Genomic DNA, 23,364 nt, shown 5'->3' on the forward strand with positions numbered 1-23,364 from the left:
CCTGCGAGACAAGTTGCTCAACCTCGCCGTCGGCGGCATCGACCAGCTCACGCTCATCATCCGCAGCCAGCTCAAACAGATGCAATACCAACCCGCGCTACTGGACGGCTTTGTCACCGAGACCAGACTGGCCCTCCAACCACCGTAACGTCCAGCTTTCATCCTCAGTACGGCCTCGTCCACGCCTCGACCTTAACCGCGGCGCCAGGCGATAGGGCACCTACCCAAACCGCATCAGCAGCTCTGATCTTGCCTGTTCAGATCAGTTCTACCTGGACCAACAAGCGCGACCGGTCCATCCGGAACGGGGTTGAACGGGGCTGGATTGCAACTAGAACTGCAACTAGGAGAGGCCGTTCCAGGTCATCTGCGTGCGCGTTCTCGTGAGCGCTGTCCTTCACCGGTCGTGCTGATGAGCGGCACGACTTGATCAGGCCGGGGTGGACCAGGGCTCGGCCGGCATGAGGGCGAGAGCATGGTGAGCGAGTCCCCTGAGCTCCTCCCATCCGGGATGGGAATGCAAGGCTTCCTCGGTCCATGCCGAAGGACCTTGCTCGGTGAGGTCGATCAGCTTCTGGTCAATGGCGCTGAGAATGGCAGCGAGTTTTTCGGAGATCCATCCGGCTTCGCGTGACTGCCACGAGGCGGGACAGACGGCGTCAAAATCGAGGGCCAGTTCATCGATGCACATGGAGCCGATCCATTGGAGCTGTTCGTGTGCGGGCAGAGCGAGGTGGTGCACAGTCTCCCGAAGGAAACTCCAGTTTCCCTCGGCTGCTTTCCGGTCGCTTCGACGGCCACTCATTCGATCATGTTAGGAGGAGGCCCCGGACGCCTGCTTATCGGGCTCCTGAACCTCGACGGTTTTACAGCTCGTGACCGTTCTTCGGGTGACATGGCCGCTGACCTGGTGTGCAACACGTTTACGGACCTCCTGCTGCCATGATCATTGCACGCATATTGCACAGCCGCCGCTTGGTCGAGGAGCCCGCGACTCACGCCGGGAACCTGCGGATTAAAAGAAGTCGATTCGGTCAAGGCCAGAGGCCCTGACCTGTGGGAATGGTGTCCGTGGACGTCCGTCGAGTTCCGCTGTCGTTCGCTCTCTTGGCTGTACTCGTGGCTGTACAGCCAAGGCTTCCGAGCCGCTGCCTGTCAATCGACTCGCATGCTTATTCTGCTCTCTGGTAGGAAACCGGCATGGTTACTGGAGATCACGTACAGCTGCGCGCCATCGAGCCGTCGGACGCTGAGACTCTGTGGCGCTGGCATAGCGACCCTGAGGTCATGCGGTGGATGGATGCTCCTTATCCGCCGTCGCTGGCTCTCACCAGGAAGCGGCTTGAGGAGCGCGGCCCCGACTCCTACGGCAACGTGAACCTGATGATCGAGACACTCGACGGCCGGACGATCGGTATCGTCGCGCTACGGGAGGCTGAACCCGAGATCGGCGAGGCCAGGCTCGATATCTATCTCGGTGAGAAGGACACCTGGGGCCAGGGGTACGCCACCGACGCGATGCGGACAATCTGCCGCTACGGCTTCGACAAGATGCGGCTACACCGGATCTCGCTGACCGCCGTCGCCGAGAACGAGGCAGCCCGCCGGGTCTACGAGAAGGTGGGCTTCGTTGAGGAGGGGCGTATGCGTGAGGCCTTCCGGCGCAACGGAAAGTGGCACGACAAGGTCATCATGGGTCTGCTGGAAGACGAACTCCGCTGAACCTGGTGCGAAGGCCAGGGCAGGCTTTCGGTGAGCCGGGGCCGGGGAACGAGGTCCCGGATCGTCGATCGCCCCCAGCCACGTATGGCGGCCGACCCCGATGAGACGATCGTGAGGGCTGCCTCTGGGCGGCGGCGCATCGCTGGGGTCGGCGAGTGCATCGACCGCGGCGGATGCGTGGTGCGGCTACGGCCTGGGGGCCGGTCCTGACCGGCCCCCAGGCCGCACGCCCGGCCGGCGGGCGGCAGAGGGCCGGATACGGCGCGGTGCGCCGCCGCGCTTGATACCCCACAAGAACAATTCGGCAGTGACTCAGATCGTGATCAGCTGGTGCGCCGTTGCTCAGGACTTCGTGAAGAGATCCAGCACGTCACCGAAGCTGCTGGCAAGGCTGTCGAGCACGGCTTTGCCTTTTTCGGCAGTGGCCAGGGACGGGCGGCCGATGACTCCGCTGTCCGTGTAGGCCTGCATGCCCTTCGTCAGGAGATGGCGGCGGTCATCTGCGATCCAGTCGGCGGACTGGTAGCCGGGGCGGATCACCTCGGGGCAGGCGTGGAGCAGGAGGGAGGTCTCCAGTTCTCCGGCGTGCATGTCCTCGTGCATGGAGCTGGTGAGCCGGGCGGCGGCTCGGGCTTCGTGCCAGGCTTCGCGAGAGGGGAACAGCGCCATGTGGCGGCCTTCGGCGTTGGCCTCCTGGACGACGTTGCTCAGGACGTAGTTGCCGCCGTGGCCGTTGATGACGACCAGGGCCGCGGGACCGGAGCGGGTGACGGAGTCGTAGACGTCGGTGACGATCGCGTGCAGGGTTCGTGCGGAGATGCTGACGGTTCCCGGCCAGGCGCTGTGCTCGTGCGAGCAGGAGATCGTCACCGGTGGAAGCAGCATGACGGGGTATGCGTCGGCGATCTGGCGGGCTATCAGGGTCGCGACGATGGTGTCGGTGCTGAGGGGGAGGTGGTCGCCATGCTGTTCGAAGCTGCCGACGGGAAGGATCGCGACCTGGGCGTTGCGCTGTCGCTCCTCGGTGGTGGTCGCGGTGGGCAGCAGAGGGATCACCGGTCTCCTGATGGCTGGGGTGCTGGCAGGGAGAAGGACTCCGAGAGGATGTCGACCCTGGTGAGCAAGTCTGCCATGTAGGGGTCTGCCGACCATCGGGTCAGGTGAGCGCGTAGCGCTGTGAGCTGGCCGGCGACCCGGCTGGAGCGAAGGGCCTGCATGCGGGACAGAGCGTCCTCGATCACTGTGCAGGCTTGTTCGCGTTCGCCCGCTATGGCGTAGGCGGTGGCCATGCGGGTCAGGAACAGGACGTGGTCGCGTGCCTGACTGGACTCGGGCCATTGGGATCTGCTGGCCTCGAAGATCGGGATGGCCGCGGTGCCTCGCCCAGCAGTACGCGGGTCGCACCGGTCTCCATGGCGATGTAGGCGGGGATGCAGTACGGGGCGCGGTCGCTCTCGCTCTGAGTCATCCCTGCGGTGGCTTCGACCGCACCTTGCCCCGCCTCGTCCGTGACAGCCTGCACCTCGCCCTGAACGTGGCAATCGAGGTCGCCGAACTCAACGGGGTCTGCATCCGCCCCCTCGAACTGCGGCGCCTGGACACCCACACCGGCATGACCGAGCCGTTCAACATCCCCTGCGGCACTACCCAGGAAGCCAAGTGCCCGCCGTGCGCCACCCGCAACAAGCAGCTGCGCAAAACCCAGTGCCGCGAGGGCTGGCACCTGGAGGCCGAACCCATCGCCGAACCCCATCCCTCCACCGACGACCAGCGATGGCTGATCGAGTTCCGGGCCGACGTGCAGGCCAAGCGCGACGAGGCCGAGCGGGACGGGGAAGACACCCTCGACCGGGACGAGGCGATAGCCGAGATCAACGCCGCTGGGATGCGCGGCAACGTCCCGGGCGGCCGGGCAACTCCCAAACGCTCGCGCTCGACAAGGCGGCGCCAGGATACGCCGGACCTGCCCAAGCGGGCCAAGCAGGACACCACCCTCGCCCCCGACGGCAGGGTCTACCGGCCGTCGCTGTTCGTCACCCTCACCCTGCCCTCCTACGGCAAGATCCGCTCCGATCTGGGCGTGCCGGTCGATCCCAGCACCTACGACTACGCGGCACTTCTCCAAGCTGGTGGACCGGTTCGTGCAGAACCTGCGCCGGGTGGCCGGCTACGACGTCCAGTACTTCGCCACCGTCGAACCACAGAAGCGGCTCGCCCCGCACCTGCACATGGCAATCCGCGGGACGCTGCCCCGCGCGGAGATCAAAGCCATTGCCGCCGCGACCTATCACCAGGTGTGGTGGCCCTCGGTCGATGAAGTCCGCTTCAACGGTGACCATCTGCCCATCTGGGTGCAACGGACCGACCTGGGCGACGGCACCACCTACCCGGACGGCCAGAGCGGCGACTACCTCGACCTCGAAACCAGAGAAATCCTGCCCACCTGGGACGAGGCCCTCGATCAGCTCGACGCAGACGAGGCGGCCGAACCCCTGTACGTGGTCCGCTTCGGCCCCCAGGTCGATGTTCAGGGCATCGTCGCCGGATCACCGGACGCGCACAAGCGCATCGGCTACCTGACCAAGAACCTCAGCGACCCCCTCGACCCTGACGACCAGGACAACCAGGCCCGTCGTGACCACGCCGTACGGATGGTCGAAGCACTGCGCTACGAACCCTGCTCACCGACGTGCCCGAACTGGCTGCGCTACGGCATCCAGCCCAAGGGAGCCAAAGCCGGGATGCTGCCGGGCCGCTGCAAGGGCAAGGCACACAAGACCGAACACCTCGGCTACGCCGGACGCCGCGTCCTGGTCTCGCGCAAGTGGTCCAACAAGACCCTGCGCGAGCACAAGCAGGACCGCCGGGCCTGGGTCTGGGCTGTTCACCACTGAGCCCTTCAATCGCACCGGGGAAGTCAGGGATTCGACTGCCCTCATCTCCGCCAGGACGAGAGGCCCGGTTCCAGGTCATGGATCCGAGCCTTCTCGTTGTTCGGGGGCTGTGTAGCCGGTCTCTCTCCGGAGGAAAGCCGTACGGCCTCTGCATGTGGAAGATCGGTCCTCCTTAGCGCAGGTGTTCGGGCAGTCTCAGCCACATGTCGGCTTGGCCGGTGATCGATCGGTTGTCGATCGGCCGCAGGCCCGCTCTGGCATAGCAGTAGGCCTCGGCCTCCTCCTGGTAGAGGTAGGTGGCGAGAATCTCCTCTGCGGATTCTTCGGCGTCGACGCTGCTGCCGCCGGGGTGGGTGTCCCATTCCTCGATGACGCCGTCGCGGGCGACGGCCCCTTGGTTGCCGCTCTTGGGATTGGCGAACAGCCCGTAGCAAACGGTGCCCACCGACAGGCGCTCCATGACACCGGAGTTGGACGCGACATATCCCCACGGCTGAACAATGACGCATCCGCCGGGCACGTCCGTGACGCCGACGATGGTCAGGCTGTCGTCGAGATCCTCCATGATCTCTTCAACGTCGGCTTCATCGAACAGTACGGCCTCCAAGCGCCGTACCGCCTCGGCCGCAGTGATACCGGCCGTACAGGCGATGCTGTGGCCGTCGTCGTCGAGGCGCCCCAACGCGGCGATCAGACGCCCAGCCTCCGCCACGGCGGCGGTCTCCGTGGTGGACAGGTCGGCCTCACCGTCGGGGAAGGTGAACAGATCAGGAGTGGGAGTGGCCAAGCTGAGCCGTCCGGGGGACCAGCCGTTCATCATCGGTCGCCACGGGTCCGTCCCGGCGGCGACCAGGGCGCGGGCGTTGCCGGGGCGGTTGGCGAAGACGGCTTCCCAGAGCGCGGTACGACCTTCGTGCTCCGCGTCGACATCATCGACACGCCGGGCCAGCTCCGCGACCACCTCGGGCGAGCCGTACTCGGCCGCCGCACAGAGCGGCCATTCGGGAAAGAAAGCCCCTGAATTCGGGTCGGCGCCCGCGTCGAGTCGGGCGCGGATCAGGCTGAGGTTAGTCCAGTCGTTCCAACCGATGCCGGACCACCCGGATCCATCGTTGACGGCCATGACTCTCCTTGAGGGGATGCGCGGGATATATGAACGCCGATCATGGCGTACGAGGCCGACAGATTCGGGCCGCGGCCGCAGTCGGTCCACGAGAGAACGGCGCCTTCCAGCGATCATGGCCGTACCGGCTGGCGAGGGCTGGGCGAAGCCGGCGAAAAGTCAGCGGACCCTCGGCGCGAGGGCACAGCCGAGGTCGACAGACGTCATCGTCGCGGCACCGGTTGACATCCGGTAAGCGGACCCGGCGCGTCCCACCCGATTTTGCGGGCACAGCCTGGGAGAACGTGACCAACATCATTCCGCGTATATTCCGCGAACACCGACTCATGGCCGCTCAGCGCGGCACACGGCTGCACACCCCGGAAACGATCAACGGCGCCTGGGCCGAGGGAAGTCCCTGGTCAGACGCCGTTTCTCAAGCTGAGCGGAGAGCGTGGGATTCGAACCCACGAGACCGGTCACCCGGCCTAGCGGTTTTCAAGACCGCCGCCATCGTCCACTAGGCGAGCTCTCCTGGTGACACGTCCCAAGAACGTGTCAGATTGCACACTAGTCTCTCATTGGCCCGGACGTGCCCGAGACCCGGCAGGCGCCGAACAACAAAGCCTGCCGGGCCGGCGGATCAGGGTTGGGGGCCGGCGAAACCGTCGCCGACCGAGGCGGCCAGGCGGAGGTAGGACTCGCGGGTGGCGGGCTGGAGCCTCTCCAGGTCGATCTCCGCACCCTCCTCCAGATGCGTGTCATAGGGGACCCGGATGACCGCGCGGCAGCGGGCCGCGAAATGGGCTTCCAGGCGGTCGAGGTCGACGGTCGACTTCGACCTCGGGCGGACACTGCACAGCACCACGGTGGCGGAGCGGACCAGCTCCTCGTAGTGGTGGGCCTCCAGCCAGTCCAGGGTCGCCGAGGCGGCGCGGGCGCCGTCCACGGAGGGGGAGCTGACCAGGACGAGCTGGTCGGCGAGGCCGAGCACGCCGGACATCGCCGAGTGGAGCAGGCCGGTGCCGCAGTCGGTGATGCAGATCGAGTAGAAGTTCTCCAGGACCTGGGCGACCGACTGGTAGTCGGACGCGCTGAAGGCCTCGGACACCGACGGGTCACGGTCGGAGGCGAGGATCTCCAGGCGCGAGGGGGCCTGCGAGGTGAAGGCCCGGATGTCGACGTACCTCTTGATCTGCTGGCGCTCGTTGAGCAGGTCGCGAACCGTCGCGGAGGTTTCGAGCTCGACCTTGTCCGACAGGGTGCCCCGGTCGGGGTTGGCGTCGACCGCGATGACCCGGTCTCCACGTACCTGGGCGAGGGTGGCGCCGAGGCCGACCGTGGTGGTGGTCTTGCCGACGCCGCCCTTGAGGCTGAGCACGGCGACGCGGTGGTGGCCGGTGGCCACCGGGGTGCGTGCACGGCCGACCAGCTCGCGACGGCGGCGGACCTCGGGGGACTCGCCCGGCTTGATCAGCCCCGCGGACGCCTTGTAGACCAGCTTCCGCCAGCCCCCGGCGGGCGCGTTGCGACGTCCACGGAGCAGCGACTCCGGATCCAGGCTGTCGGCCGACGGCCGGGGGGCCGTGCCCGGGGGGTGCTGCCTGGCCGGCGTACCGAAGGCGGCCGCCGGAGCCGTCTGACGGCGGCGTGCCTGGTACGGCTCCCGCACCGGTTCGGCCGTGTCCCTGCCGGGGGCGAAGGGGTTCTCCCGTTCCATCCGCTCCTGGGCCGAGGCGGCCTCCCATCCGGAGGCGGCACCACGTTCCTGGGGTGATCCGCTCTCCCGGCCCGGTGTGAAGAAACTCTCCCGTTCCTGACCGGAAGAGGAATCCGAGAAGGCGGAGAACGAGGAACGTTCCGGCGACGGCGACGCGGCCGGCTCCGGCCGGTCGGCGCCGAAGGAGCCGGGTGTCCGGAACGGCTCGGCCTGCTCGGGCTCGTGGGAGGGCGGAGGAACGGGGGCCGGGGCGGGTTCGAAGCGCTCGGCCGACTCCTTCGCCGCCGATGCCGCCGCGGATTCACCGCCGGTGGGGAATCTGTCGGTTTCCACGGAGCCGAAGGTGAAACGGTCGGCGGCGGGAGCGGTCGGATCGCCACCGGCCTCGGACCGGTCGGTCCCGGTGCTCTCCACGGAGAAGTCCCCGCTGCCGAAGGAGAAGGCCGTACCCCCCGGGGTGGACTGCGCGCGGTCCTGACCGCTGCCGAAACCACCGCCGAACGAGAACCGGCCGGTGTCGGCGCCGCCGAGCTCGTCGCTGCCGAAGGTGAACCGCTGGGTGTCCGAGGAGGCCGGCGCGGCCGGCTCAGGGTCGGCGGTCCCGGCGGACGAGGTGGACGAAGGGGTGGGCTCGGAGGACTCCGCCTGGCGCTGGGGTTGCTCGAACAGGCCGCGGGCCGGCTCGTGCGCGGGCGCCGCGAACGGGGTGCGGATGTGCGGCTCGGTGAAGTCCCCCGGGGCGCTGTCGCCGGGCTCCTGGCGCGGCAGGGGCTTGAGCGGCGCGAGAAAGCCGTCGTTGTCCTGCTTGCCGGATGCCGGGGCGGGCACGGTGAAGGAGCTCACCGTGTCGGAGGCCTCCATCCAGTCGGCCGCGTCGGCGTCCTCGACCGGCGGTTCGGCCGCCGGCGAGCCCGTGGCCGGGTGTGCCGAGTCGACGGCCGCGCGGAACAGCGGCGAGGACGCCGTGTCCGGCTCGGCCGGGACCAGGCTCCAGGGGTCCTTCGGGTACGGCGAGACGACGGTGTCGTCCACCGTGGTGGCCTTCACCGCCAGGGCCGGCGCCTCCTCCTGCTCCTTGATGGCGTCAAGCCACGCGAGCTGTTCCTCGAGAGATTCCTCACGATCGTGTCTTGCCACCGTGTTCCCCCTCGGGATGGGCATAAAAGGGCAGCAAACACATAGCAGGTTAACGCCCTGTGTTCTTGTCAACGCGAGCAACCACCAAGTTGGCTTGGCGGATACCTTTGCTCACATGCGCGCCATCGTGATCGATAAACCAGGTGGACCGGAAGTTCTGACGTGGCGGGAGGTTCCCGACCCGTTACCCGAGCGCGGCGAAATCATCATCGACGTGGCGGCCTCCGCGGTCAACAGGGCCGACGCGCTGCAGCGGCAGGGTTTCTACGATCCGCCCGCCGGCGCCTCTCCGTACCCGGGACTCGAGTGTTCCGGCGTGGTCGCCGAGGTGGGGCCGGACGTCGTGGGATTCGCGCCGGGTGACCGGGTGTGCGCGCTGCTCAGTGGCGGCGGGTACGCGGAGAAGGTCGCCGTGCCCTGGCAGCAGGTCATGCGGGTGCCCGACGGCGTCGACCTCGTCGAGGCGGCCGGGCTGCCCGAGGTGGCCTGCACCGTCTGGTCCAACGTCTTCATGACCGCGCGCCTGCGGAAGGGCGAGACCCTTCTCGTGCACGGCGGCGCCAGCGGGATCGGCACGATGGCCATCCAGCTGGCGAAGGCGTTCGGCTCGCGGGTGGTCGTCACCGCCGGGTCGCCCGAGAAGATCGCCCGCTGTCTGGAGCTGGGCGCCGACGAGGGGATCGACTACCGGCGGGAGGACTTCTCGGAGAAGGTCAGGGCCGATGTGATCCTCGACATCATGGGGGGCAGGTACCTGCCGGGGAACGTCAGGACTCTGCGGACCGGTGGCCGGCTGGTCGTGATCGGCCTGCAGGGCGGCACGAAGGGCGAGTTGGACCTGGGAGCCCTGATGGCCAAGCGGGCCTCGGTGCACGGCACCACCCTGCGCGCCCGGTCGGTCGACGAGAAGGGGGTCGTCGTACGCGGGGTCGTGGAGAACGTCTGGCCCCTGATCGACGCGGGGGCGATCCGGCCCGTGGTGCACGCCCGGGTGCCGCTGAGCGACGCGGCCGAAGCTCACCGGATCCTGGAGTCCGGAGAACACACCGGGAAAATCCTGCTAGTAGGTTGAAGACTATGAACGCTGAGGAGAGCACTCCGCACATCGTGGTCGTGGGTCCCCATGGCTCTCAGGAAGACGAGACTTCCGAGGGACGATCGGTCGCCGACCTGGTCGAGCAACCCGCCAAGGTGATGCGTATCGGCAGCATGATCCGTCAGCTCCTGGAGGAGGTTCGGGCGGCTCCGCTGGACGAGGCGAGCCGCAAACGACTCAAGGAGATCCACCAGAGCTCCATCAAGGAGCTGGAGGACGGTCTGGCGCCGGAGCTGGTGGAAGAGCTGGAACGGCTGTCGCTGCCGTTCACCGAGGACGTCAACGGCGCCCCGCCGAGCGACGCGGAGCTCCGGGTCGCCCACGCCCAGTTGGTCGGCTGGCTTGAGGGGTTGTTCCACGGCATACAGACCACGCTCTTCGCCCAGCAGATGGCGGCCCGCGCCCAGCTGGAGAACATGCGCAGGGCCCTGCCCGGCGGCATCTCCCTCCAGCAGCAACAGCAGGAGGGGCACGGCGCCAACCCCGGCCCCTACCTGTAGGGCCGTCAGGAGCTGTAGAGCCGTTCGAGGACTCCGGCGACCCCGTCGTCGTTGTTGGCCGCGGTCACGTGATCGACCGCGGCCAGCACCTCCGGGTGGGCGTTGGCGACGGCGTACGAGGTGCCGGCCCAGCGGAGCATCGGAAGATCGTTGGGCATGTCGCCGAAGGCGATCACTTCGTGCGGCTCGATGTCGCGGGTCATCGCGAGATGGGCCAGCGCGGAGGCCTTCGTGACGCCGTGCGCGCTCATCTCGATCAGTGCCCGGCCGCTGGAGTGAGTGGGGGTGACCAGATCGCCGACCAGCCCGCAGACCGCCGCCTGGAGAATGTCGGGATCCATCGTGGGGTGAAGTGCCAGCAGTTTGGCGCAGGGCCGCGAGATGAGCGTGGTCGTCCCCACCCGGAGTCCGGCGACCGCCCTGCTGTCCCACCCGCCGAGACGAAAGTCCGATTCGTGGGCGAATCCCCCCTCGTATTCCACCGAGAAGGCGAGGCCGGGGACCTTTTCCCTGAGCCGTCTCACCACCTCTTCAAGCACGTCCGGGTGGATGAGGTGGGATTTGACGATCTGCTCGGTGTGCAGGTCGTAGACGAGGGCTCCGTTGGCGCATATGGCCAGCCCTCGGTGGCGCACGGCTCCCGCGACCGTGTGCATCCAGCGGGGCGGTCTGCCGGTCACGAAGACCAGCGCCGCTCCGGCGTTCTCCACAAGCGCAAAAGCGGCGGCTGTACGGGGGGAGACGGTGCCGTCCGAACGCAGAGCGGTGCCGTCGAGGTCGGTGGCGACCAGCCTGGGGCTTCGCATAACAAGTCCCAGTCTGCACTGTGATGGCCGGGGTGTCGGCCCCAGCATCCCGTCCCAGGAATCTTCCTGATGGCGGGAACACGCATGCGCCGGATAGTGTTAGATGTGATGGCGTTGTATTAGCTGAATCCCGTTGTGAAAACCAGTTTGACTGAGCCACCCCGGGGCCCGCTGTACGACACATGGGGTTCATGAGGTGTGAATCCCAAAGTTTCAAATCCTGAGGGAGAGCTTTAATGGCTCAGGGAACCGTCAAGTGGTTCAACGCTGAAAAGGGCTTCGGCTTCATCGCACCGGATGGCGGTGCACCGGACGTGTTCGTGCACTTCTCCGAGATCCAGGGCAACGGCTACCGTAGCCTCGAAGACGGCCAGCGGGTCGAGTTCGAGATCACCCAGGGCCAGAAGGGCCCGCAGGCCTCGCAGGTCCGCGCCGTCTGACGCATAGACCTCTTGGTTGAACCTGTTTGACCGGAAGGCGGGGTTCGCTCCTGGCGAACCCCGCCTTCCGCATTTTCACGACATTCCACGACACCCGATCGGCCGGCCCCCGCCGGCGGGCGGCCACGGTCCTCGTCGGCGGCCTGCAGACGGGGCCTCACCGGTAGACAAGCCCTGAGAGCCGCCAGGCGAGACGCCGGCGGAAGACCGGGCTGATCGCCAGGATTCGCAGGACCAGGTTCCTGATCGGCCGCAGGCTCCTGTTCACGTTGGCCAGCCCGGAGAGCCGGCCGGCGAAGGTGACGACCTGCAGGGCGACGGGGCGACGGTCGGCGGTGTAGCGGTCCAGATCCGCCTGCCCGCCGCTGAGAGCGGCTGTGAGGGCTTCGGCCAGGGCGGTGGCGTCCTGATCCCGATGTTCATGCCCTGTCCTCCTGCGGGGCTGTGGACGTGCGCGGCGTCACCGGCGAGCAGCACCCGCCCGGCACGGAAGGTGCCGGCCACCCGGTGGTGGACGCGGAAGCGCGTTCCCCAGACGACCTCGCCGACCACCGCCCGCTCCCGCCGCGGGCCCCGGCTGTCCAGCAGCCCCTGCACGAAGGCCACGTCGGGGTCGCGGGGTGCCTCGTCCACCGTGGAGACGATCCGGTGGGTGCCGTCGGGCAGCGGCGCGACCACGACCAGCCCGGCGGGCGAGAAGTAGAGGACCACCTCGTCGTCCGGCACCCCGCCGGTGAGCCGTACGTCGGCCAGGCTGAACGACTCCGCGTACTGCCCGCCCTCGAACTCGATGCCCGCCTGCTCACGGACCGTGCTGTGCATGCCGTCGGCGCCGACCAGGTACCTCGCGGTGACGGTCGAGCCCCCGGAGAGGACCGCGGTCACGCCCTCGGCGTCCTGGGTGAGGCTCTCCAGCCTGTACGGCCTGGCGACGCGACCGCCCAGTTCGGCCAGACGCTCCAGCAGGACCCGCTCGGTCACGGCCTGGGAGATCATGAGCGTGTAGGGGTAGCGGGTCGGGAGCCTGTCGAAGTCGACCGGCACCAGCGTCCTGTCGCGGTCCCTGATGGTGAATCGCCGGGCGTGGATGCCCAGGGCGGTCAGCCGCCCGGAGATCCCGAGATCCTCAAGCACCTCCAGCGTCCTGGCGTGCACGACGGCCGCTCTTGAGGTGTTGTCACCAGCCGCCTGGTCGTCGACGACCGTCACGTCGAATCCCCGCCCGGCGAGGGAGACGGCGACGGTGAGGCCGGTCGGCCCCGCGCCGACGACGAGAACGTCAGTGGTCTCCGGAAGCATTTCGTCCTCCCTGAAGTATGCCAACGCTTGTTGGTCAACAATCGTTGGCATAACTGTGCGCGTCCGCCCTGGTTATGTCAACAGGTGTTGGCCTACAGTTGTTGGCATGAGGAGAACCTCGGAGGACACCAAGGCCGCGATCCTGGCCGCGGCGCGCGAGCGCTTCGCCTCGGACGGCTATGAGCGGGCGACGATCCGGGCCATCGCCTCGGACGCGGGCATCGACCCCTCCATGGTCATGCGCTACTACGGCAACAAGGACGGGCTCTTCGCCGCCGCGGCCGACTTCGACCTGAGGCTTCCCGACCTGGAGGCGGTCCCCAGGGAGGCGGTCGGCCGCACGCTCGTCGCCCACTTCCTCGACCGCTGGGAGAGCGACGAGGGGATGATGATCCTGCTCCGCACCGGCGTCACCAACGAGGGTGCCGCCGAGCGCATGCGCGGCATCTTCACCGCCCAGCTCGGCCCCCTCGCCGCCCGCCTCGGCACCGACCCCGTCCAGGCCCCCGTACGGGCCGGGCTCACCGCCACGCAGGTGCTCGGCATGGCCCTGTGCCGCTACGTCCTGCGCCTGCCGCCGGTGGTCGCCATGTCCCGCGAGGAGATCGTCGGCTGGCTCGGCCCCACCGTGCAGCGCTATCTCACCGACTGACCTTCCAGAAAGGTCACAGATGCCGTCGCGGGCGAACCCGGCCTCATCGCGGCGGGTCCACCCGTCCATGGAACGTCCTCATGGTCCCGTCCTCGCCTGGTTCGGTCACCCGGTGACGGTGGTCGCCGTCCTGGTGCTGCCGGTCAACGACCATCTCCTCAAGGCTCTGTGGCCCGGCCCGGTCTCGGGTGGCGTGAACGCACGAAGGCCCCGGCCGCGGCACAGGTTCCGGTGGCCGCCGCACCGTCCGGCTCGGCGGGTGCGGCGAACTGCGGGACGGCGCCGGGCGGGGCCTTCGCGGACGGCTACCTGACGGGTTCGAGCACGTCGAGGCCGACGTACGGGCGCAGGGCCTTGGGCAGCACGACGGAGCCGTCGGCCTGCTGGTGGTTCTCCAGGATCGCGACGATCCAGCGGGTGGTGGCCAGCGTGCCGTTCAGGGTGGCCACGTGCCGGGGCTTGCCACCGGACTCGCGGAAACGCACTCCGAGGCGGCGGGCCTGGAAGTCGGTGCAGTTGGAGGTCGAGGTGAGCTCGCGGTAGCGCCCCTGGCTCGGCACCCACGCCTCGCAGTCGAACTTCCGGGCGGCCGAGGTGCCCAGGTCTCCGGCCGCCGTGTCGATCACCCGGTAGGGCAGCTCGACCTTGGCCAGCATCTCCTTCTCCCAGTCGAGCAGGCGCAGGTGCTCGGCGTGCGCCTCCTCCGGCCGGACATAGGAGAACATCTCCACCTTGTCGAACTGGTGGACCCGGATGATGCCCCGGGTGTCCTTGCCGTACGAGCCGGCCTCGCGGCGGAAGCACGAGGACCATCCCGCGTAGCGGTACGGCAGCGCGGAGCCGTCCAGGATCTCGTCGCCGTGGTAGGCCGCCATCGGCACCTCGCTCGTGCCGACCAGGAACAGGTCGTCGTCGGGCAGGTGGTAGACCTCGCCGGCGTGGGCGCCGAGGAAACCGGTGCCCTTCATCGACTCCGGCTTGACCAGCACGGGCGTGATCATCGGCACGAAACCCGCCTCGATCGCCTGCTGCATGGCCATGTTGAGCAGCCCGAGCTGGAGCCGCGCGCCGACGCCCCGCAGGAAGAAGAACCGCGAGCCCGACACCTTCGCGCCGCGCTCCATGTCGATGGCGCCGAGCAGCTCGCCGAGCTCCAGGTGGTCTCTGGGCTCGAAGTCGAAGGACGGCTTCTCGCCGATCTCCTCCAGGACGACGTAGTCGTCCTCGCCGCCCTCCGGAGCACCGTCCTCCACCAGGTTGGGCACCGTGTAGATCAGCTCATCGAGCTCGGCGGCGAGCTTCTCCGCCTCGGCCTCGGCCGACTTGACCTGCGAGGAGAGATCCTTCGCCCGCTCCAGCAGGGTCGCCTTCTCCTCCCCCGAGGCACGGGAGACCGACTTGCCGACGGTCTTCTGCTCGGCGCGGAGCGTCTCGAAACGGCTCAGCGCACCACGTCGGCGCTCATCAAGGTCGAGCAGCGTGTCGACGACAGAGTCGTCCTCACCGCGGGCACGCTGCGACGCCCGTAGCCGGTCCGGATCCTCACGAAGGGTACGCAGGTCAATCACAGTCACAGGCTACCGAGGTACGGCTCTCGCCCGCGCCCGGTTTGCTCCGCACCGGCCGACGATCAGCTCTGGCCGGCGCGGATCCTGTCCAGCCAGGCGGCGGCCTCGGCGAAGTCGTCGTTGTTCGTACCGCGCTTGATCTGCGGCGCGAAGGCGTCGGCGCGCGGGTAGCTGCCCAGGAAGCGCACCTTGGCGGAGATCCGGTGCAGACCGGAGATCGCCTCGCCGACCCGGGCGTCGGCGACGTGGCCCTCGAAGTCGAAGTGGAAGAAATAGCGGCCGATGCCGTCGCCGGTCGGCCGCGACTCGATGCGGGACAGGTTGACGCCGCGGACGGAGAACTCGGTCAGCATCTCCAGCAGCGCGCCCGGGTGGTCGTCGGCCAGGAAGACCACCAGGGAGGTGCGGTCGGCACCGGTCGGCTCGGGCAGCGGGCCGGGGCGCGTCACCCGGACGAACCGGGTCACGGTGTCGGTGCGGTCGCCGATCCCGCTCGCGAGCTGGATAAGGCCGTAGTGCTCACCGGCGATGCGCGCGGCGATGGCCGCGTCGTACGGCGAGCCGGGGATCGCGACCTCCTGCGCCGCCGCCGCCGTCGACGGGGCGGCGACCACCACGGCGTCGGGCAGCTCGCGGGCCGTGAAGCTGCGGCACTGGGTGATGGCCGCCGGGTGGGTGAAGACCCTCTTGATGTGCGCCATCTCGGTGCCGGGGCGCACCAGGAGCGAGAACTCGACGGGGAGCAGCAGCTCCGCGGTGATGAGCAGCGGCTCACCCTGGGCGAGCTCGTCAAGGGTCGTGGTGATGGCGCCTTCGAGCGAGTTCTCCAGCGGGACGACGGCTCCGTCCGCCTCGCCGCGCCGGACCGTCTCAAGGGCCGCGGTGATGTTCGGGCTCGGCAGACGCTCGGCCTCCGGCGCCAGGATGCGCAGGGCCTCTTCGGTGAAGGTTCCCTCCGGTCCCAGGTAAGCGAATTTCGGCATGACCTCAGGCTATCCGGCGACTGTCGAAAAATGTGCCCAAGATCGCATCTTCGGGCCGCCCGCTCCTCCCCACGACCGCCCGAGGTCGCTCCGCATTAAGCCGCTTCACCTCACAAGTCACATCAGATTTGGTCATTTCACACCACGGATCACCCCGTATCAGCGGAGTGCCTGGAATGCCGCTCTCCGCCTGGGCAGCCACACCCCCAGCAGCCAGACCAGGAAAAGCGCGCCCAGCCCGAACCCGTTCTGCACGATCTTGCCAAGCACGGGACTGAGCACCGGGATCTCCGCCGCCTTGATCGTCACCCCCCACCAGGGGATCGGCAGCACGTAGTAGAGCCAGACCCCGGCGGCCACCCGGACCCTGACCGGGTCGCGCCCCTCGCCGGCCAGCGCCCCGAGCACCACGACCACCCAGGCCAGGTGATGGATCCAGGCGACCGGGGAGAGCAGCACCGCCATCAGCCCGACCAGGGCGACCCCGGCCACCGGGTGGCCGTCGAGCAGCGCCCTGCGGGCGTGGCGGAAGCCGTACCAGGCGACCGCCGCGACCAGCGCCGCCCAGAGCAGGCTGGTCAGCACGTCGGGCAGGTAGAGCCGGATGAGCATGCCGCGCATCGACTGGTTGGTGGTCGCGGCGTTGGCGCCGAGCCGCTCGGGGTCGAGCAGCGCGCGGAACCAGAAGTCGGCGGCGTCCGCCGGGATCACCAGGAACGGCAGCAGGGTCAGCAGCGCGGCGGTGAGCGCGGCGATGAAGAAGGTGTCGCGCTGTTCCCGCCTCGCCCCGGGGCCGAAACCGGTGATGAGGAGGTAGACCAGGAAGACGCCGGGGGTGAGCTTGACCGCGGTGGCCAGGCCGATCAGCATGCCGCGCGGCCACACCGGGCGTCTGGTCACGCAGTCGGCCAGGCAGAGCGCGACGAGCAGGATGTCCACCTGGCCGAAGCGGACCTGGTCCCTGATCGGCATCAGATAGGTGCATGCGACCATCAGAACGGCGAACAGCAGCGGCGCCCACAGCCGGTCCACCCCGCGCGGTCTCTCCAGAGCCCCCGCCCGGGCAGGCGTACCGGGAACGACCGCCGGCGAGGCCGACGCCGTGTCCCGGGTGCCCGCCCCGGCGAGCAGGGCGCGGAAGGAGAGCCCGACGGTGACCGCCAGGGTCAGGAAGATCAGTGCCGTCCACGCCCACTGCGCCGTCGGCCATGACACCGCCGCCAGCGGGGTGGCCAGCAGGGCGGCCACCGGCGGGTAGGTGAACGGCAGCAACTGCGGCGCCGGGGTGACGAACCCGTAGACGGACCGGCCCTCCAGGACCGCCTCCCCGCCGGTACGGTACACATCCAGGTCGACCAGGCGCTGGTCGTCCACATTGCCCAGCCAGTAGAGCACCAGCGGGGCCACCGCCGCGGCGACCAGCAGCAGCGCGGACAGCCACCCCAACAACGTCAGCCACGTCCACGTGCGTCGTCCGGCCGTGGTCGCCTCGCCAGTCCTCACGACCAGGCAGGCTACCGTGGGGCCGGGGAAACGGCCGCCCGACGGACACGGACAGGGGAACGGATGGCTTCGACACCGCGCGGTCGCGGGCTCGCGCGCCCGGCCGCCACCGGGACGCCCGGCACCGCGACACGGCCGAGGCGACCCCGGCCCACCACGACAGCGTCCGCCGTAGCCGTACGCGGGTCACACGGCTCGAAGAGGAACCGGCCGACGGGGTTCTCCAGGACCGCGCTGGTCACCGTGTCGCTGCTGCTGGCCGCGGTCTGCGGGCTCCTGGGAGCCTTTGGTGCCGGTACGGCGAGCGCCTCGGTGGCGAGGGTGCTTCCCGAGCGGGTCGTGGTCATCGGGGTACCGGGGCTGGAGTGGGGTGACCTGGACCCGGAGCGGACCCCGAACCTGTGGAGGCTCGTGGGCGAGGGCGGGTCCGCCTCCATGTCCACCCGGGCGGTTCCGCCGCCGGATCGGGGGATCACCTGCCCGGTGGCGGGCTGGCTGACGGTCTCCGCGGGCCAGCGGGCGGGGGCCCCGGGCGCGGGCTGCGCGCTGCCGCGCACGCCGGAGGCGACCTCCGACGGCGGGGCGAGCGTGCCCGGCTGGGACGAGCTGTCCGCTTTCAACGCCACCACCGCCTACCGGCCGGTCCTCGGGCAGCTGGGCCGGCTCGCGGCCGGAGCGGGCCTGAAGGTGGCCGCCGTCGGACCGGGGGCCGCGCTCGCCGCCGCCGACACATCAGGAAAAATCGCGAAATACGCGGCGAACATCGAGGAACTCGGCGAGCTGTCCCCGTACGGGCTGATCGTGGTGGAGGCCGACGACCTGGCCAGGGCCTGGATCGGCGGCGGCCTCACCCCGGACGGCGTCCCGGTCGCGATGACCGCTCAGACCAGGCGGGAGGCCGTGGCCAGAGCCGACCGCGTGGTGGGCGCGGTCCTCGACCGTCTGCCCCCGCCACACGCGGCCGCCACTCCGACCTCCGAAAGCACGCGACCCCAGGAGGCCGGGAGCGGGACCACGGTCCTGCTCGGCGGCCTGGCCGACACCTCGGCCGCACCGCACCTGCACGTGGCGATCGCCCGGGGCCCGTCCCCCGGCGGCGGGCCGTACCCGCGCGGTTACCTCACCGCCACCTCCACCCGCCAGGACGGCCTGGTCGCCAACACCGACCTGACCGCCACCGCGATCGACCTGCTGGGCCTGCGGGCCCCGAACGGGGTCGTCGGACGCGCCTGGCAGAGTCAGGAGCCGAGCGGGGAGCCGGTCGCGGCGACCGTGCGGAGGCTGGCGGACGACGACCTGGCGAGCCAGGTACTGCGCGAGGTGCGAGGGCCGTTCTTCGCGGTGTTCGTGGCGGTGCAGATCCTGTTCTACCTGCTGGCCGCCGTCGCGATCCGGCGGGGCTGGGGCGGCTCCCGGGCCCTGACCGCCGTCCAGGTCGTCGCCGTGGTCAGCGGGGCGATCGCGGTCTCCACCTTCCTGGCACAACTCGTCCCCTGGTGGAGCCTGCCCGCCCCGATGGCCGCGGTGATCGTGACGATCCTCGGATTCGCCTGTGTGATCGCGGGAGTGGCGTTCGCCGGGCCGTGGCGGACGCACCCGCTGGGCCCGTTGACCGTGGTCGCCGCCATCACCTCGACGGCGTTGCTGGCCGACGTGATGACCGGCTCGGTGCTCCAGGTGAACGCGGTCACCGGCTACGAGCCGGTGACCGGCGGGCGCTTCTACGGTTTCAGCAACATCGCCTTCGCCGTCTACTCCGCCGGTACGATCCTGGCCCTGGCCGGGACGGCCCAGTGGCTGATCTCACGCGGCCGGCGCGGGCTCGCGCTCGCGGTGTGCGTGGCGTACGGGGGGCTGGCGGTGTTCGCCGACGGCTGGCCCGCGTGGGGCGCCGACTTCGGCGGGGTCCCGGCGTTCCTGGTGGGGGTCGCCGTCTTCGTGATCCTGCTGGCCGGCGGGCGGGTCTCACCGGTCAAGCTGGGGCTGGCCGGCCTGGCGGGTGTCCTGCTGATCGGCAGCATCGCGGTCGCCGACTGGCGCAGACCCGCCGACCAGCGCACCCACCTGGGCGCCTTCGTCCAGCAGGTGCTGGACGGGGAGGCATGGACCGTGGTGGGCCGCAAGTTCGGCGCGATGATCGGGGTCACGGTCGGCAACTGGTCGCTGTCCCTGCTCACGCTGGTCGCGCTGGCGTTCCTGTTCCTGGTGCTCGACCGCCCCTCACGATGGGGGGCCTCGGCCCTGGGCAGGGCCTACGCGCTCTCGCCCGCGCTGCGCGCCGGGCTGATCGGCGCGCTGGCCTGCGCGCTGATCGGCTTCCTGATGAACGACTCGGGCATCGCGATCCCGGCGATGGCGCTCACGGTCGCGGTGCCGCTGACGCTCGCCGCCTCCGTGCGCGCCCTGGCGCTCTCGCCGCCCAGCACACCAGGACGATCGTCAACGCCAGCAGCGTCCACGGCACCACCTGCTCCCTGAGCAGGGTCTTCATCCAGAGCAGGTCCTCGGGGCGCAGCGCCTCCCTGGCCGGCAGATAGCCCAGCGACAGCACGGCGACCCTGGCGACCATGAAGCCCTCCAGCGCGGGCCAGGACGCCATGGCCAGCAGCGCGAAGGCCAGCCCGTCGTACCAGGGCAGCGCGTACGGCGCGGCGAACAGCCAGGCGACCACCATCGCCGCGGCGACCGCGGGCGCGGTGTCACCGGACGCGGTTCCCGCGGGCAGGGCCCGCAGCAGCAGCCAGGCCAGGCAGACCATCAGCAGCAGGGAGCCGATCTGGATCCAGGCCGAGTAGGCGCCCGGCCCAAAGAGCGACTGGAACCCCACCTTGACGAGCTGCCAGGGCGTGGCGAGGGAGACCTTCTTGCTGGCGGCGCTCACCTGGTCGAGCACGTGCGGCCCGGCGAGGGCGTAGATCGCCACCACGGTGGCCGTCGCGGTCCCCGCCACCACGGCGAGCCTGCCCGGCGAGCGGCGCAACTCCCACGCCGGGCCGAGGGCGACGAGCCCGGCGTTGAGCTTGACCCCGATGCCCACCCCGAGCAGCAGCCCGGAGGCGGCCCCGCGAACCGTGAGCGCGGCGACCATGCAGGCGATGGCGAGGGTGTCGATGTGCATCCCCGCGCCCAGGTGGTAGATCATCAGCGGGTTGGCCGCCCAGAGCAGCGCCGCCCGCCCGCGCAGTTCCTCGTCCCCCCTGGCGAAACGGTGCAGCAGCAGCGCCGTACCGATGAACGCCGCGGCGTTGACCACGGCCATCACGAAGACCGTCAGCCGGACCGAGTCACCGCCCACCAGGCTCGCCAGTGCCTGTACGGCGGTGGCGACCGGGCCGTAGACGCTGGTCACCTCGGCCCACTCCTCCACCGCGCCAGTGACCGGATCATGGGGCAGCAGAGCGGGGGTGATCGCGTAAGGGTCCTGGCCGAGCGTGACCAGCCGGCCGTACGCGGCGTAGTTGAGGTGGTCGGCCGAGCCCGAGGGCGGCAGGAAGGCGAGCAGCCCCGCGGTGGCGCAGCCCGCCATGAGCAGCCATCGCGCCTCCGGCCTCCACCGGGACCTGAGCGCGGCGGCGAGCCCGAGCCCGCCCAGGACGATCGCGGCGGCGCCCATGGCGATGACCAGATGGGCGCTCACCGGAACGTCCAGCGAGTACGGCGGCTGCCAGGACGGCCCGGGCAGCCTCGGGACCATGGCGGAGGGCCCCAACAGCCCGATCAGGACCGTGACCGCCACCGAGAGCCCCATGGCCCCGAACGCGGCGATGTCGAGCCGCCGCGGCATGCCGCCGACGGGGCTCCGTCTCTTGTCGCCGACCGACGCCTCCAAGCTCACCCGCAGATTCCAGCACATCCCGCAGGTGCCCGGTACGGCAGCGGCGCGGCGGGCGACCTGTTCTCCCGGCGGCCCCGGCCGTCCTCGCATCCCGGACTCGACCTCGGCCGGCCCTCGACGACCAGCCGCACCGCCGACTCTCACGCGGCTCCGAACCGCGAAGACATCGAACATGCGGAGGCCGCGGAACCCGTGACGAGCCGTTCGGCCGAGTGAACGTTCCCGGGCCTAGCGGCGGACCAGCAGGGCGCGGGCGACGTCGCGGAACTGCTTGGCCCGATGGAGCTGGGCCCGCCAGTCGGTGCCGGTGGCCCGGTGGGCCATCTCCACCTGGACCTCGCGCACCCGAAAGCCCTTTCTGAGCAGATCGATCGTGAGACCGGTCTCCACACCGAAGCCGTGGGCCAGTGGCCGGGCGGCTTCGAAGGCCGCCCGGGTCAGGCAGCGCTGGCCGTTGAGCGGCTGGACGGGCGTCCAGCCGGTGGCACGCTCGACGCCCTCACGGGCGAGCTTCACGACGAACCCGTGGCCGCCGAGCTTCACCCGGGTGGCGAAGACGGCGATCGTCATGTCGACCTCGCCCGCCGCGACCGGCTCGATCAGCGGCGCGGCGGTACGGGCGGTCTCCCCCAGGTCGGCGTCGAGGAACAGCAGGTGCCGGGGCTCCTCGTCGTCGAGCAGGCGGACGGCCTCGGCACCGCTCTCCATCGCGGCGGCCTTGCCCCGGTTGTGGCTGTGCCGCACGACGTGGGCTCCGGCCGCCTTGGCCACCCGTCCCGTCTGGTCGGTCGAGCCGTCGTCGACGACCATGACGAGATCGACGCCGGGGAGCGTCAGGGCCGCGGCCACGGTCGCCCCGATCCGATCGTCCTCGTTCTTGGCGGGAATGATCGCCGCCGTACCGGTCATCTAACACCTCCAACATGGAAACCCCGGGCATCGGCCGCGGGGAGAGGGTCACCCCTGGGATTCGGAGGTCATCAGCTTCTCCGGCAGGGTCTCGTGCACGACGAAGACCGAGTCTAGGCCCGTGACCTGAAGGATCTTGCGTACGGCGGGCCTGGGCGCCGCCACCTCCAGCGTGCCGCCGCGCTCGCGCAGCCGCTTGAGCGCGGAGAGCAGCACGTTCATGCCGGTGGAGTCACAGAACTCCACGGCGGACATGTCGAGGACCACGAGCGTGGTCTGGCTCTGCCCGAGCAGCCGGGTGAACTCGGCCTGCAGGCGAGGTGCGGTGTATAGGTCGATTTCGCCAACGATGGTCACGACGGTGTGACCGGCATGAGATCGAGTTGCGACTTTTAGCTCCACAGCGGGCACACTAGCGGCGCGAGAGCCACCGGTCACGCTCTCTTGAACAACCCGAGTCGTCCGCCCTTTGTCCCCCGTTTCGGCCTCACGGAAACCCGGAGTGCGCGAAGCTTGACACTGCGCAACACCGGCTTGGCCGGAAAAGGGAGAAGACCCGACATCTCCCGATCATCGCTGCGCCACGGCGGTGACAGCCGCTGAGTTACAGGAAACGGGCTCGAACGTATCGATGAACACCGACCTACCCGAGGATCTCCAGCGGCAGCGGCTCCGGGAACACCTGGAGTCCATGATCACTCGTACCGACAGGGCCACCTCGTGGCGCGACGCGGCGAGTTCACTGCGGAACCTGGTGAACCACGAGGGACACGTCCCGATCAGAACCAGCCTGTCGACCGAGGACCTCGACTTCCTCGAAGGGGCACGCGAAGAGCTGCTCGACCTCGCCACGCTCGGCGTCAGGCTGCTCGACCTGCACCAGCCGCGTGACGCGGGCGGCATCACCAGCGACACGGCACATCCGATCCTGCGCTGCCGCAGTTGCATGTGGCGCTGGCCGTGCCCGACGTTCCGGGCGATGGTGGAGTCCCTGGGCACCACCAGGAGGCTCGCCTCCTGCCGGCACGTCGAAACCGACGCCGCCGAGGACGACGAGCGCGTGCGGATGCCCCTCCTGGTCTCGGTGAGACCCGGGAGCGACGCCACGGCCGCACCGACCTCCAACGGCAACGGTCCCGGCTGACGGCCCGAACCGGTGGCTCGCCGCACCCGGGCCGATCGGATCAGGGCCGGTGAC

General features: G+C 69.6%; 19 protein-coding genes, 1 tRNA gene and 1 pseudogene. 8 read left to right on the forward strand and 13 right to left on the reverse strand.

The features are described from left to right. Positions 1 to 430 precede the first annotated feature (430 nt). On the reverse strand, positions 431 to 691 hold the full coding sequence (locus AB0J58_RS11270) for a hypothetical protein (RefSeq protein ID WP_364213455.1): 261 nt from the start codon (positions 689 to 691) through the stop codon (positions 431 to 433). Positions 692 to 1,200: 509 nt separating this feature from the next. Between AB0J58_RS11270 and AB0J58_RS11275 the strand changes: the two genes are divergently transcribed. Continuing rightward, positions 1,201 to 1,722, forward strand: coding sequence for a GNAT family N-acetyltransferase (locus AB0J58_RS11275; protein ID WP_364213457.1), 522 nt, complete (start codon positions 1,201 to 1,203; stop codon positions 1,720 to 1,722). A gap of 342 nt (positions 1,723 to 2,064) precedes the next feature. Here AB0J58_RS11275 and AB0J58_RS11280 read toward each other — a convergent pair whose 3' ends face one another. Then, positions 2,065 to 2,778: a creatininase family protein gene (locus AB0J58_RS11280; protein ID WP_364213460.1), complete on the reverse strand. Its 714-nt coding sequence runs from the start codon at positions 2,776 to 2,778 to the stop codon at positions 2,065 to 2,067. A gap of 478 nt (positions 2,779 to 3,256) precedes the next feature. Here AB0J58_RS11280 and AB0J58_RS11285 point away from each other — a divergent pair. Further along, positions 3,257 to 4,616, forward strand: a pseudogene (locus tag AB0J58_RS11285) (replication initiator). Positions 4,617 to 4,788: 172 nt separating this feature from the next. Here AB0J58_RS11285 and AB0J58_RS11290 read toward each other — a convergent pair. From AB0J58_RS11290 to AB0J58_RS11300, 3 genes are all read right to left on the reverse strand, one after another. After that, positions 4,789 to 5,739, reverse strand: a complete 951-nt coding sequence (locus AB0J58_RS11290; RefSeq protein WP_364213463.1) for an ankyrin repeat domain-containing protein — start codon at positions 5,737 to 5,739, stop codon at positions 4,789 to 4,791. 425 nt (positions 5,740 to 6,164) lie between these two features. Beyond that, positions 6,165 to 6,253 (reverse strand) — tRNA-Ser (locus tag AB0J58_RS11295). Between the two features lie 108 nt (positions 6,254 to 6,361). Beyond that, a complete protein-coding gene (locus tag AB0J58_RS11300) occupies positions 6,362 to 8,575 on the reverse strand; it encodes an AAA family ATPase (RefSeq protein WP_364213466.1) in 2,214 nt (737 codons plus the stop codon). Positions 8,576 to 8,690: 115 nt separating this feature from the next. On the opposite strand from AB0J58_RS11300, the gene AB0J58_RS11305 reads away from it, so the two are divergent. Continuing rightward, complete coding sequence (locus AB0J58_RS11305; protein ID WP_364213469.1) at positions 8,691 to 9,647, forward strand: NAD(P)H-quinone oxidoreductase; 957 nt, start codon at positions 8,691 to 8,693, stop codon at positions 9,645 to 9,647. A gap of 5 nt (positions 9,648 to 9,652) precedes the next feature. Beyond that, entirely contained in the window at positions 9,653 to 10,171 is a 519-nt protein-coding gene (locus AB0J58_RS11310) for a bacterial proteasome activator family protein (protein ID WP_350914018.1), read from the forward strand. A gap of 5 nt (positions 10,172 to 10,176) precedes the next feature. Here the strand turns inward: AB0J58_RS11310 and AB0J58_RS11315 are convergent, their stop codons facing one another. After that, the gene (locus AB0J58_RS11315) at positions 10,177 to 10,977 is read right to left on the reverse strand and encodes an HAD family hydrolase (RefSeq protein ID WP_343970790.1); all 801 of its coding nucleotides are present in this window, start codon (positions 10,975 to 10,977) and stop codon (positions 10,177 to 10,179) included. 236 nt (positions 10,978 to 11,213) lie between these two features. On the opposite strand from AB0J58_RS11315, the gene AB0J58_RS11320 reads away from it, so the two are divergent. Further along, complete coding sequence (locus AB0J58_RS11320) at positions 11,214 to 11,417, forward strand: cold-shock protein (RefSeq protein ID WP_012886943.1); 204 nt, start codon at positions 11,214 to 11,216, stop codon at positions 11,415 to 11,417. 264 nt (positions 11,418 to 11,681) lie between these two features. On the opposite strand, the gene AB0J58_RS11325 is transcribed toward AB0J58_RS11320, so the two are convergent. Then, positions 11,682 to 12,716 carry an FAD-dependent oxidoreductase gene (locus AB0J58_RS11325; protein WP_364213473.1) on the reverse strand — a complete coding sequence of 345 codons (1,035 nt, stop codon included), beginning with the start codon at positions 12,714 to 12,716 and terminating at the stop codon, positions 11,682 to 11,684. Positions 12,717 to 12,822: 106 nt separating this feature from the next. On the opposite strand from AB0J58_RS11325, the gene AB0J58_RS11330 reads away from it, so the two are divergent. Beyond that, the gene (locus AB0J58_RS11330) at positions 12,823 to 13,368 is read left to right on the forward strand and encodes a TetR family transcriptional regulator (RefSeq protein WP_364213476.1); all 546 of its coding nucleotides are present in this window, start codon (positions 12,823 to 12,825) and stop codon (positions 13,366 to 13,368) included. A gap of 305 nt (positions 13,369 to 13,673) precedes the next feature. On the opposite strand, the gene serS is transcribed toward AB0J58_RS11330, so the two are convergent. The 3 genes from serS to AB0J58_RS11345 form a co-directional block, all read right to left on the reverse strand. Further along, complete coding sequence (gene serS, locus AB0J58_RS11335; RefSeq protein WP_364213479.1) at positions 13,674 to 14,936, reverse strand: serine--tRNA ligase; 1,263 nt, start codon at positions 14,934 to 14,936, stop codon at positions 13,674 to 13,676. 62 nt (positions 14,937 to 14,998) lie between these two features. Next, a complete protein-coding gene (gene pheA, locus AB0J58_RS11340) occupies positions 14,999 to 15,919 on the reverse strand; it encodes a prephenate dehydratase (RefSeq protein WP_364213482.1) in 921 nt (306 codons plus the stop codon). A 159-nt stretch (positions 15,920 to 16,078) separates the two neighbouring features. Continuing rightward, entirely contained in the window at positions 16,079 to 17,422 is a 1,344-nt protein-coding gene (locus AB0J58_RS11345) for a glycosyltransferase 87 family protein (RefSeq protein ID WP_364213485.1), read from the reverse strand. 63 nt (positions 17,423 to 17,485) lie between these two features. On the opposite strand from AB0J58_RS11345, the gene AB0J58_RS11350 reads away from it, so the two are divergent. Continuing rightward, positions 17,486 to 19,900 carry a hypothetical protein gene (locus AB0J58_RS11350; RefSeq protein WP_364213488.1) on the forward strand — a complete coding sequence of 805 codons (2,415 nt, stop codon included), beginning with the start codon at positions 17,486 to 17,488 and terminating at the stop codon, positions 19,898 to 19,900. Here the strand turns inward: AB0J58_RS11350 and mptB are convergent. The 3 genes from mptB to AB0J58_RS11365 form a co-directional block, all read right to left on the reverse strand. Beyond that, entirely contained in the window at positions 19,782 to 21,257 is a 1,476-nt protein-coding gene (gene mptB, locus AB0J58_RS11355; RefSeq protein WP_364213491.1) for a polyprenol phosphomannose-dependent alpha 1,6 mannosyltransferase MptB, read from the reverse strand. The genes AB0J58_RS11350 and mptB overlap by 119 nt on opposite strands. A 228-nt stretch (positions 21,258 to 21,485) precedes the next feature. Beyond that, positions 21,486 to 22,166 carry a glycosyltransferase family 2 protein gene (locus AB0J58_RS11360; protein WP_343970742.1) on the reverse strand — a complete coding sequence of 227 codons (681 nt, stop codon included), beginning with the start codon at positions 22,164 to 22,166 and terminating at the stop codon, positions 21,486 to 21,488. A 48-nt stretch (positions 22,167 to 22,214) separates the two neighbouring features. After that, positions 22,215 to 22,568, reverse strand: a complete 354-nt coding sequence (locus tag AB0J58_RS11365; protein WP_364213494.1) for an STAS domain-containing protein — start codon at positions 22,566 to 22,568, stop codon at positions 22,215 to 22,217. 229 nt (positions 22,569 to 22,797) lie between these two features. Between AB0J58_RS11365 and AB0J58_RS11370 the strand changes: the two genes are divergently transcribed. Further along, on the forward strand, positions 22,798 to 23,310 hold the full coding sequence (locus AB0J58_RS11370) for a hypothetical protein (protein WP_364213497.1): 513 nt from the start codon (positions 22,798 to 22,800) through the stop codon (positions 23,308 to 23,310). Positions 23,311 to 23,364: the final 54 nt, after the last annotated feature.

Source organism: Streptosporangium sp. NPDC049644 (genome assembly GCF_040675205.1).
Classification (GTDB): domain Bacteria; phylum Actinomycetota; class Actinomycetes; order Streptosporangiales; family Streptosporangiaceae; genus Streptosporangium; species Streptosporangium fukuiense.